The sequence below is a fragment of the Oleiphilus sp. HI0117 genome, from assembly GCF_001635235.1.
In genome coordinates this window covers 1-10,603 of the sequence record NZ_LWGA01001296.1, presented here as the reverse complement: position 1 = coordinate 10,603, position 10,603 = coordinate 1, and the positions used below count along the sequence as shown (strand labels likewise).

The 10,603-nt window shown below is 47.2% G+C and carries 9 protein-coding genes and 1 pseudogene; 6 read left to right on the top strand and 4 right to left on the bottom strand.

The features are described 5' to 3' along the window. The 4 genes from A3757_RS22570 to apbC form a co-directional block, all read right to left on the bottom strand. The coding region (locus A3757_RS22570) for a cobalamin biosynthesis protein (RefSeq protein WP_197470231.1) at positions 1–222 on the bottom strand (222 nt) is incomplete at its 3' end. Positions 223–242: 20 nt separating this feature from the next. After that, positions 243–1,013, bottom strand: coding sequence for an adenosylcobinamide-GDP ribazoletransferase (locus A3757_RS22565; RefSeq protein ID WP_197470230.1), 771 nt, complete (start codon positions 1,011–1,013; stop codon positions 243–245). 42 nt (positions 1,014–1,055) lie between these two features. Beyond that, positions 1,056–2,096, bottom strand: coding sequence for a nicotinate-nucleotide--dimethylbenzimidazole phosphoribosyltransferase (cobT, locus tag A3757_RS22560; RefSeq protein ID WP_068553739.1), 1,041 nt, complete (start codon positions 2,094–2,096; stop codon positions 1,056–1,058). A gap of 58 nt (positions 2,097–2,154) precedes the next feature. Then, complete coding sequence (gene apbC / locus A3757_RS22555; RefSeq protein ID WP_068553740.1) at positions 2,155–3,252, bottom strand: iron-sulfur cluster carrier protein ApbC; 1,098 nt, start codon at positions 3,250–3,252, stop codon at positions 2,155–2,157. A gap of 266 nt (positions 3,253–3,518) precedes the next feature. Between apbC and metG the strand changes: the two genes are divergently transcribed. The 6 genes and pseudogenes from metG to A3757_RS22525 all read left to right on the top strand — a co-directional run. Further along, positions 3,519–5,561: a methionine--tRNA ligase gene (metG, locus tag A3757_RS22550; RefSeq protein WP_156490485.1), complete on the top strand. Its 2,043-nt coding sequence runs from the start codon at positions 3,519–3,521 to the stop codon at positions 5,559–5,561. A gap of 56 nt (positions 5,562–5,617) precedes the next feature. Next, entirely contained in the window at positions 5,618–6,199 is a 582-nt protein-coding gene (gene rsxA, locus A3757_RS22545; protein WP_068512022.1) for an electron transport complex subunit RsxA, read from the top strand. Then, positions 6,200–6,790: an electron transport complex subunit RsxB gene (gene rsxB, locus A3757_RS22540; RefSeq protein WP_068512026.1), complete on the top strand. Its 591-nt coding sequence runs from the start codon at positions 6,200–6,202 to the stop codon at positions 6,788–6,790. It abuts the gene before it with no gap. Further along, positions 6,787–9,096: an electron transport complex subunit RsxC gene (gene rsxC, locus A3757_RS22535; RefSeq protein WP_231872230.1), complete on the top strand. Its 2,310-nt coding sequence runs from the start codon at positions 6,787–6,789 to the stop codon at positions 9,094–9,096. The genes rsxB and rsxC overlap by 4 nt, the downstream gene beginning before the upstream one ends. 1 nt (position 9,097) lies before the next feature. After that, a complete protein-coding gene (gene rsxD, locus A3757_RS22530; protein ID WP_068512028.1) occupies positions 9,098–10,144 on the top strand; it encodes an electron transport complex subunit RsxD in 1,047 nt (348 codons plus the stop codon). A 3-nt stretch (positions 10,145–10,147) separates the two neighbouring features. Beyond that, positions 10,148–10,603: pseudogene (locus A3757_RS22525) on the top strand (hypothetical protein); the annotation flags it as partial.

The window sequence follows — 10,603 nt, the reverse complement described above, 5'->3', positions numbered from 1 at the left end:
GCTGAGTGTAAGTAACTCCAAATAGAAAGCGAGTAGAACGGTAGGCACTAATAGGAATGTCAGTGCAATGATGCCTTTAAGCCGTTTGCCGGACCCGCTATTTAACTTGTGCTCAAGGTCGGTGGCGAGATTGCCAAAGCCAACGAGAGGATGAAAGTGCTTGGCTTCGCCAAAGACCTTATCGAGGAACAAGGCCAATAAGAGGCAAATTGAAAAGTACATGTGTTATTTCCTTGTTATATTTATTGGCAGGCAACGAGAACTAGCAGGGTGATGCATTCGAGTATCTCGATCATGGCGCCGGCTGTATCACCTGTGCACCCTTTAAGCCGCTTCATCATGCGAGAGCGCAAGTAGTAGAAACTTAAGCAGCTTACGAATAGCAGGGGGATGATGACTGCCCAGCCTAGAAAGTAGCAGGAAGCGAGCATGAGGATGATAGAACCAAGCCAAACTTGGTGATCTTGCTTGTGCTCGGCAATTGCACTTCCTAAACCGCTTTTTCGTGCATAGGGTGTGGTAACAAATAGCAGGCTGGCGCTGATGCGAGCAAATACCAGGGGCCAGATAAGCAGCCAAATATCCTGATTGATGATTAGCTCAATAGTTAAGAGCTTCAAAAGCATTAATAAAACAGTCGCTGCAATAGCAATTGGGCCAGATGTTGGATCTTTCAGAAGTCGCAGAGTTCTTTCTTTTGAGCCAAGCCCACCCATCCAGGCATCAGCACTGTCGGCAAAACCGTCGAGATGTAGAGCGCCGGTAAGCACTACCCATAGCGTTAAGATTAGAGCCGCACTTAGAAGTGTTGGAAAAACAAAGCTCAAAAGTAATGATGCTGAGCACAAGATTATACCCAGCAATAGACCAACAAGTGGATACCAGCTGAGTGATGCGCCTATCTCTTTCTCAGTCGGAGCAGATTGCTGGCCAACAGGGATTGCACTCAAGAATTGAAGGGCAATGATCGCCGCTTTAATTTGATTAGCAGCGGGTGTTTCTCGTTGGCTCACAAAAAATGCTCCGTGTGTAGCAGGCGATTATGGCAGCTCAAATTACTGACTGACGCCAGCCTGATCAAAGGTTGCCATTTGGGCATGAAGCAGACAGGCAGACTGTAAGAGGGGCGCAGCGACGGCGGCACCACTAGCTTCGCCCAGCCGCATACCTAGACTCAGCAAGGGTTCGGCTTCAAGTGTTTGCAATAGGTGTTTATGACCGGCTTCTTCTGAACAGTGAGAGAAAAACAACCAGGGACGAATAGAGGGGTTAATTCGCGTTGCTACTAAGGCTGCTGCCGAGCTGATAAAACCGTCTACCAAAACGCTAATACCCAGTTGAGCGCAGCGAATATAGGCGCCAACCAGTCCGGCAATTTCAAAGCCGCCAAGCTTGGCCAATAGTTCGCTTGCTGTCGTATCACTGGTTTTGTGAAGGTCTAAGCCTTGTTGTACAGCCTTGAGCTTTCGCTGGATACCTTCGTCATCAATACCCGTTCCTCTTCCGATGAGCTGCTCCACAGGTAAGTCAGTCAAGCCTGCTGTTAAAGCGGAAGCGCTGGTGGTATTACCTATGCCCATCTCACCACCAATAAACAGCTCGATACCCAACTCTTTTGCTTGTGATGCTGATTGAGCCCCGGCTTCTAGTGCTTGGCTTAGTTGTTCCTCGCTCATCGCGCTTTGCTGGCAGAAGTTCGCGGTGCCGGCAGTAATACGCTGGTCAGTCACGCTATCTAAGGGAGCGAGTTCATTGACTGTGCCTAGGTTAATTACGCCGAAATCAGCATTCAATTGGCGAGCTAATACGGTAATCGCGGCACCGCCAGCGGCAAAGTTTTTTACCATCTCACCTGTCACGATTTGAGGGAAGGCCGAAACACCTTCATCAACAACACCGTGGTCTGCAGCAAAAATACGGATCATGATCTTGTCTATAGTGGGTACTTCCTTGCCTTGTAAGCCAGCAAATTTGATTGCTAGCGATTCCAGCTGGCCTAATGAACCGGGTGGCTTGGTTAGTTGCCCCTGACGAGTACTTGCCGCTGTTTGGGCTTCCAGATTAATTGCTTGAGCAGCGTCATTAAGCCATTGCATAGGAGGTATCCTGATATAAAATTAAGTGTCTATTGTCTTAGTTGCTGTTTCTTGGTGATTAGCCCCGGCTAACAACAATATTCGGGAAGGCTCGTTTTGGGTCGAGTGCTTTCTGCGAAATTGCTGCCGAAACCTTGCGCGCTATATCTCTATATAAGTGAGACACTTCGCTATCAGGCTCTGCCACAACGGTTGGTTGGCCTGCATCGGTTTGTTCACGAATGGTTTTGTGTAAAGGCATCTCCCCAAGTACTTCGGTCTGATAAGCCTGTGCGATACGTGCACCGCCACCTTCACCAAACAAGGGTTCATGGTGGCCGCATTCGCTACAAATATGAGTGCTCATATTCTCGATTACACCTAGTACGTCAATGTCTACTTTACGGAACATCTCGATGCCTTTTTTGCAGTCAAGCAAGGCAATATCTTGAGGTGTGGTGACAATAACGGAGCCGGTTACAGGGATTTTCTGCGCCAAGGTGAGTTGGATGTCACCCGTGCCTGGTGGCATATCGATAATCAGGTAGTCCAGGTTATTCCATAGGCTTTGCGTGGCTAGTTGCATCAAAGCACCGCTAACTTTGGGGCCGCGCCAAACCATGGGGGTGTTATTATCTACAAGAAAGGCCATCGACATTGCCTGTATGCCATGAGCCTCGATAGGCACAAAGAACTTTTCTTCTTCAGTTTCAGGGCGTTGGCCTTCTGGAATGCCCAGCATCATACCTACGCTTGGGCCGTAAATATCAGCATCAAGAATACCAACAGTTGCGCCCTCTTGAGCGAGTGCCAGTGCCAGGTTAACTGAACTGGTGCTTTTACCAACACCACCTTTGCCAGACGCTACCACAATGACGTTTTTGACGCGTTCGAAAGCAGGAACCTGGCCTTGCGCTTTATGCGCCTTTATTTTGAAAGAGACAGATATATCGACACTTTCGACGCCATCAACAAACTCCAGGTTGCTCGTAAGTATCTGCTGCATTGCGCCTAAAGTACCTTTGCAGGCGTAAGGCATTTCAATATCGAGCTTTACTTGCTTATTGTCGTAAGTAAGGGACTTGATGGCCTCCAAGGAAAACAAATCTTTGTTTAGATAAGGGTCATTAAAGCCTTTAATCGCATCTTCTAGCTCGCGCTGATTAACTGATGACATGTTGCTACCATTGCTAAGGTTCTTGAAAGAAAGGCGCATTATAAAGAATAAATAGCACGAAAGGGCAGGGCTAATTTCTGTCTCTTGAGGATATAATCTTAAGCGTCCTGGTTTGGAAACAAACTTTACCACGATATCAGGATGAAAAATGTCCAATAGATAGGTATGATAGCGCGGTTTTTACTCCCGAATTGTTTTGATTGTCCAGTGAGTTCTTATTTCCAACTTACGTGGGCAATTGTTTATCTACAAGAGAAGAGAATTCAGTGCGAAAAATTCTGGTAACCAGTGCCCTTCCTTACGCTAACGGCCCGATTCACCTGGGTCATTTGTTGGAATATATTCAGACCGATATCTGGACTCGTTTCCAGAAATCACGTGGTGAGCAATGTACCTATGTTTGTGCAGATGATGCACACGGTACAGCCATTATGCTGCGTGCCGAGAAGGAAGGCATCACGCCAGAGCAGCTGATAGATAAAACAAAAGCGGAGCATCAGCAGGACTTTGCTGATTTCCAGATTCATTTTGATAACTATCACTCCACCCACTCCGAAGAAAATAAAGCTCTTTCTTCTTCTATCTACGAGGCGTGTGCCGCTAACGGCAAGATTGCCACGCGTAGCATTACCCAGGCTTTTGACCCTGAGAAGAATCTATTTCTCGCTGATCGCTACGTAAAAGGTACTTGCCCTAAATGTAAGGCAGAAGATCAGTACGGTGATAACTGCGAAGTCTGTGCAGCGACCTATATGCCGATGGAGCTGATTGACCCTAAGTCAGTAATCTCCGGTGCGACACCGATTGAAAAAGAATCTGAACACTTCTTTTTCAAATTACCTGATTTTTCCGACTTCCTTAAAGAGTGGACGCGTAGTGGTGCCTTACAGCCACAAATTGCTAACAAGCTAGCGGAGTGGTTGGATTCAGGTCTGCAAGAATGGGATATCAGCCGCGATGCGCCTTACTTCGGTTTCGAGATTCCAAATCAGCCAGGTAAATTCTTCTACGTATGGCTGGATGCGCCGATCGGTTATATGGCGAGTTTCAAAAATTTGTGTGATAAGACAGAGGGTTTGGACTTCGACGAATATTGGAAGGCAGGTTCAGATACCGAGCTTTATCATTTTATCGGTAAAGATATCGTTAATTTCCATGCTTTATTTTGGCCAGCAATGCTGAGCTGCGCGGGTTATCGTACACCGAATGCGGTGCATGCTCATGGCTTCGTTACCGTAAATGGTAAGAAGATGTCCAAGTCACGAGGCACATTTATTAAAGCGCGTACTTATTTAGAGCACCTAAACCCTGAATACCTGCGTTATTACTTTGCGGCCAAATTGACTAATGCGGTCGATGATCTGGACTTGAATCTGGAAGATTTTGCGCAACGTGTTAATTCTGACTTGGTCGGTAAGGTTGTGAATATTGCCAGCCGTTGTGCCGGTTTTATTACTAAGCGTTTTGATGGCAAGTTAGCAGCGAGTTGTGAAGAAACCGAGCTGCTTCAGAAGTTTATCTATGCAGGTGACGAGATTGCAGCTTTCTACGAAGGTCGAGAGTTTGGTAAGGCGATTCGTAAGATTATGGAGCTTGCTGACCTGGCAAATCAGTATATCGATGAAAAGGCACCTTGGGTGATTGCCAAGGAAGAAGGCAAAGAAGCTGAGCTACAGCAAATTTGCTCCAATGGTATCAATATGTTCCGCCAGCTGATGACCTATTTAGCGCCAGTGCTACCGGGTATGACTGAAAAGGCGCAAGGCTTCTTAAACATTGAATTGAACTGGGATGCGCGTACCGAGCTATTGTTAGATCATCAAATCAACAAGTTTAAGCCGATGATGACGCGTGTCGAAATGGATAAGGTCAATAAGATGGTTGAAGCTTCTAAAGAAGCTGCGGCGGCAGAAATGCAGCTAGGAAAGAAAGAAGAGAAGCCAGTTGAAGAAAGTGATTTGCCTGGTGGTGAGGCAATTGCGCCAGAAATTGAGTTTGATGATTTTGCCAAAGTGGATTTACGCGTTGCATTGATTAAGAACGCAGAGCATGTTGAAGGGGCTAAAAAGCTACTGAAACTTACTTTGGATTTGGGAACAGAGCAAAAGCAAGTATTCTCTGGTATCAAGTCGGCTTATCAGCCAGAAGATTTGATTGGCAAGCTAACGGTTATGGTAGCGAACCTTAAACCTCGTAAGATGAAGTTTGGTATGTCGGAAGGCATGGTATTGGCTGCAGGCCCTGGTGGCAAAGATATCTGGTTGCTTGAGCCTCATTCCGGTGCACAGCCAGGCATGAGAATCATGTAGTTGGGTTTGTGGCACTAAAAAGGATAATAACGGGTCTCAATTTTAGAGAGAAATGAATGACTGAATATTTGCTAATTCTTGTCAGTACGATTCTGGTGAATAACTTTGTACTGGTTCAGTTTCTGGGGTTATGCCCGTTTATGGGGGTATCCAACAAGCTGGAAACAGCGATGGGGATGTCCTTGGCGACAACCTTCGTCCTGACTCTGTCTTCAGTATGCAGTTATTTGGCCTTTACCTACTTATTACAGCCGCTAGGTTTGGAGTACTTGCAGACCATTACCTTTATTTTGGTGATTGCTGTGGTCGTGCAGTTTACCGAGATGGTTGTTCGTAAAACCAGCCCCTTACTCTATCGAGTACTTGGGATCTTTCTGCCGCTGATTACCACTAACTGTGCAGTATTGGGTGTGGCGCTGTTAAACATTAAAAAGCAGAACGGCTTTGTTGAGTCGATTATGTATGGCTTTGGTGCCGCGCTTGGTTTTTCCTTAGTGCTCATCCTATTTTCAGCAATGCGAGAACGTATTGCTGTGGCTGATGTGCCAACGCCTTTTAAAGGTTCAGCTATTGGTATGATCACGGCGGGGCTGATGTCTCTCGCTTTTATGGGCTTTACTGGTTTGGTGAATATCTAGATGAGTATTGTTATTACCGCCATTGTCGCGCTATTAGCGCTAGCTGTTGTTTTTGGCGCATTACTGGGTTTTGCTTCCGTCAGGTTTAAAGTTGATGGCAACCCAATCGTTGATCAGATCGACGGTTTATTACCTCAGACTCAATGTGGCCAATGTGGTCACCCAGGTTGCCGACCTTATGCTGAGGGTATTGCTGCGGGCGAAGATATCAACAAATGTCCTCCCGGTGGCGAAGCGACTATTCAGGCCCTGGCCGATTTATTAGACGTTGAACCGATGGCCTTGGATGCTGAGCACGGTGAAGAAAAAGCCAAGCAGGTCGCAGTAATTCGTGAAGATGAGTGCATAGGCTGCACTAAGTGTATCCAGGCGTGTCCTATCGATGCGATTTTAGGGGCGGCTAAGCACATGCATACAGTTATTGAATCTGAATGTACTGGGTGTGATTTGTGTGTAGAGCCTTGCCCGGTAGATTGTATCGATATGGTGCCAGTAGATAAGGGGCTATCAGCATGGCATTGGGACTTACCCAAGCCTGTACATATTATTGCTACGGATAAGTCTCAGCCTGTGGAGGTGCAGTCTGTATGAGTGCCATGACACAGAACAATACACAGATCATTGCCACGAGTGGACGTTCCTTATCAGACTTTCATGGTGGTATTCACCCGGCGGAAATGAAGTCGCTATCGAGCGAGACAGCGATTACTGAGGCGGGCATTCCGCCACTACTTGTTTTACCTTTACAGCAACATATTGGTCAAGCCTCCAAGGTCTTGGTTGAAGTGGGTCAACAAGTAAAAAAAGGCCAGTTATTGGCTGAAGCAGACGGTTATATCAGTGTCGGCTTGCATGCACCCAGCTCAGGTGTGGTAGAAAGTATTGCTGAGCAAGTTGTGGCGCACCCTTCTGGTAATTCAGATTTATGTATTACCTTGAAGACAGACGGCCAGGACCAGTGGTGTGAATTGGATGCGAGTGAGGATTACTTATCTCTGGATGCTGACACAATAAGAGCGAAAGTTCGTGCTGCAGGGATTGCCGGAATGGGCGGAGCTGGTTTCCCAAGTGATGTGAAGCTTAACCCTCCAAAAGGTGCAGACATTTCTACGCTTATTCTGAATGCGGCAGAGTGTGAACCCTACATTACCTCAGACGACAGATTGATGCGTGAGCGGGCTGATCAACTTGTTGAAGGGCTTCGATTGCTGATCAAAGTGCTTCAGCCGAAAGAGTGTTTGATTGGTATTGAGGATAATAAACCTGAAGCGATTCGTTCTCTTCAGCAAGCTTTGGCGAGTATTGAAACCGGCAACTGCACCATTGAAGTTTGTGTTGTGCCAACCAAGTACCCCTCCGGTGGTGAAAAACAGCTGATAAAAATCCTTACCGGGAAGGAAGTGCCGAGTGCTAAGATTCCTGCGGATATTGGTGTGGTTTGTCACAACGTAGGTACAGTCGTTGCAATGTATCGTGCCGTGCGCTTTGGTGAGCCGCTTATTTCACGGATTACGACCTTAACCGGGCAGCAAATAGGCAAACGTGGCAATGTCGAAGTGCTTCTGGGGACGCCGATTAGTTGGCTATTGAGTCAGTATGATTACAAACCGGCCAAGTACGAACGCCTGATAATGGGTGGTCCGATGATGGGCTTCAATCTAGTAGATACTGATGTGCCCGTCGTGAAAACCACTAACTGTATTCTGGCTCCTGATCTAAAAGAAATGCCTTTGCCTGAGCCGGCTCAAGCCTGTATTCGTTGTGGCTTGTGTGCTGAAGCCTGCCCTGCAGAGCTTTTGCCTCAGCAGCTGTATTGGTTTGCGCGCGGGCAGGAATATGAAAAGGCAGAGCATCACAATTTGTTCGATTGTATTGAGTGTGGTGCTTGTTCCTTTGTTTGCCCAAGTTCGATTCCTCTTGTTCAGTATTATCGTCATGCTAAAGGTGAAATTAAGCAGCAGCGCGCTGATCAGTTGAAGTCGGATCAGGCGCGCGAGCGTTTTGAAGCACGTCAAGAGCGTCTCGATCGTGAAGCGGCTGAAAAAGCGGCGAAGCGTAAAGCCAGAGCCGAAGCCGCTGCGAAAGCGCAAGCAGAGAAAAAGGCTCAGGCTGCTGCGGCCCCAGAGAAAGCGCCAGAGATAGATGCCAAGAAAGCGGCGGTTGCGGAAGCTTTGGCTAGAGCGGAAGCAAAGAAAGCTAAGGAAGTTGCAGAAGCAATAGAGCAAAGCCCGGAAGAGTTAAAAACTGCCTGGGATAAGGCGCAATCGAAACTGGATAAGATGCTCGATGCACTTGAATCGGCAAAAGAAAATAATCCTGAGCAAGTAGAGAAATTAACCCGAGCTGTAGAAAAGAACCAAATGCGAGTTAACCAGGCTAAGCAAGCCTGGGAAAAAGCAAACTCAGAACCTGCGATGCAAAGTGAAGAAGCGGGTGAGGCTAAGGGCATAGATCAAGCTGCTGTAGATGAGTTGCAGCTAGCATTTGAGAAAGCCGAATCTAAGTTGGCAAAAATGCAAGATGCACTTGCAAATGCTCAGCCCGAGCAGGTAGAGAAACTAACCCGTGCTGTCGACAAGAACAAAGTGCGTGTTGAGCAAGCCAAACAGGCATTCGAGGAGGCACAACAGGCATTAGCTTCGACTCAGTCAGGCTCACAAGAAAGTGAAAAGGAAGAACTGCCTGATCTGGATGCTTTGAGTCTAGCTGTGGAAAAGGCGGAATCAAAGCTAATGAAGATGGAAGACGCTTTAGCAAATGCTCAACCAGAGCAAGTCGAGAAATTAACCCGTGCCGTTGATAAAAACAAGCAGCGGGTAAAAGTCGCTCAAGATGAACTGAATAGTGCGCGCGCTAAAGTAGGCGATGTGCAGAAATCACAAGAGAATGGTAACTAAGATGGCATTGTTGACGCTCACTTCACCGCATGCGAAAGGTTCTAATCGAACTGCAAACATGATGCGCTGGGTCATCGGCTTGACTATTCCCGGCCTGATTGCACAGACGATTTTTTTCGGCTGGGGCAACTTGCACAATGTTCTTTGGTGCAGCGTGGTGGCGATTGTTTGCGAAATCTTGATTCTGAAGATTCGTAAGCGCCCTGTTATGTTTTACCTTAACGACTACAGTGCGCTTGTAACAGCAGTGTTGCTGGGGATTGCTCTGCCTCCTTTTGCGCCTTGGTGGGTATCTTTGGTAGCGACAGCATTTGCTATTGTTTTTGCCAAGCACTTATACGGAGGAATGGGGTATAACCCCTTTAATCCGGCAATGGTGGGTTATGCTTTGGTGCTGGTATCTTTTCCTGTAGCGATGACGACCAATTGGGCAACACCGCAGACTTTATTGGACTCTCCAGCAACGCTGGGAGCAACGCTTGATGCAATATGGGGTGGTACCATAGCAGATGGTTATAGTGGGGCGACGCCTTTGGATGTCTATAAGCATGAAATTGCACACTCTACTGCGGATGTCGTTCTGCAAAATCCGGTATTTGGTGCCGGATTTTCCTTGGGTTGGGAATGGGTAAATCTGATGTTCCTGGCAGGTGGCCTGGTGTTACTTGTGAAAAAGATCATACCTTGGCAGACGCCTTTGGGAGTAATCCTTGGCTTGGCCTTGCCAGCGCTTGTCTTGGGCTATGATGCAGACCAGTTCGCACCGCTTAGCCTGCATATGCTGTCTGGTGCGACCATGCTGGGAGCTTTCTTTATAGCAACGGATCCCGTTACCTCATGTACCACGACTCGTGGCCGTTTGATTTTTGGTATTGGTATCGGTTTACTGACCTATATTATTCGCGTTTATGGTGCATACCCTGATGCCTTTGCTTTCGCTGTGCTATTGATGAATTTTGCAGCACCCCTGATTGATGTTTATACGCAGCCAAGAACTTATGGCTATGAGTCGGCAAAACGCGGCGCCAAGCAGAAAGAGGAGGCTTAAGAGATGACTGATAAGCTTAATCCAACTGACGAACGAGAAGAGCTGGGCGAACCGCTTTCTGAAACGATAGACACCCTGGGCTTGTCGATACTTCGGTCTGCGTGGGGGCTGGGTTTGTTCGCAATTATTACTGCCGGTTTAATTGCCTTTACCCAACAGGGGACGAAAGAGAAAATTGCAGAGCAGGTGAAGCAAGCAAGGTCAAAGGCCTTATTGCAGATTGTGCCACTTTCTGAGTTCGATAATGAATTACTCGATGATGCCTTTACACTAGCTCCATCTGAAGCCTTGGGGACTATTGAACCAGTAGAGGCATTCATCGCTTTAAAAGATCAGCTTCCTACCCACCTAATATTGCCTGTTGTGGCGCCTGATGGATATACAGGCCCTATACGTTTGATTATGAGTATTGATATGTCGGGGGAGCTTAAGGGTGTGAGAGTGATAGAGCATAAAGAG

Bases quoted from the DNA above. Each gene is read 5' to 3' on its own strand.
- rsxA (WP_068512022.1), top strand. From the start codon at position 5,618: ATGACTGAATATTTGCTAATTCTTGTCAGTACGATTCTGGTGAATAAC.
- cobT (WP_068553739.1), bottom strand. From the start codon at position 2,096: ATGCAATGGCTTAATGACGCTGCTCAAGCAATTAATCTGGAAGCCCAA.
- rsxB (WP_068512026.1), top strand. From the start codon at position 6,200: ATGAGTATTGTTATTACCGCCATTGTCGCGCTATTAGCGCTAGCTGTT.
- apbC (WP_068553740.1), bottom strand. From the start codon at position 3,252: ATGTCATCAGTTAATCAGCGCGAGCTAGAAGATGCGATTAAAGGCTTT.
- rsxD (WP_068512028.1), top strand. From the start codon at position 9,098: ATGGCATTGTTGACGCTCACTTCACCGCATGCGAAAGGTTCTAATCGA.
- rsxC (WP_231872230.1), top strand. From the start codon at position 6,787: ATGAGTGCCATGACACAGAACAATACACAGATCATTGCCACGAGTGGA.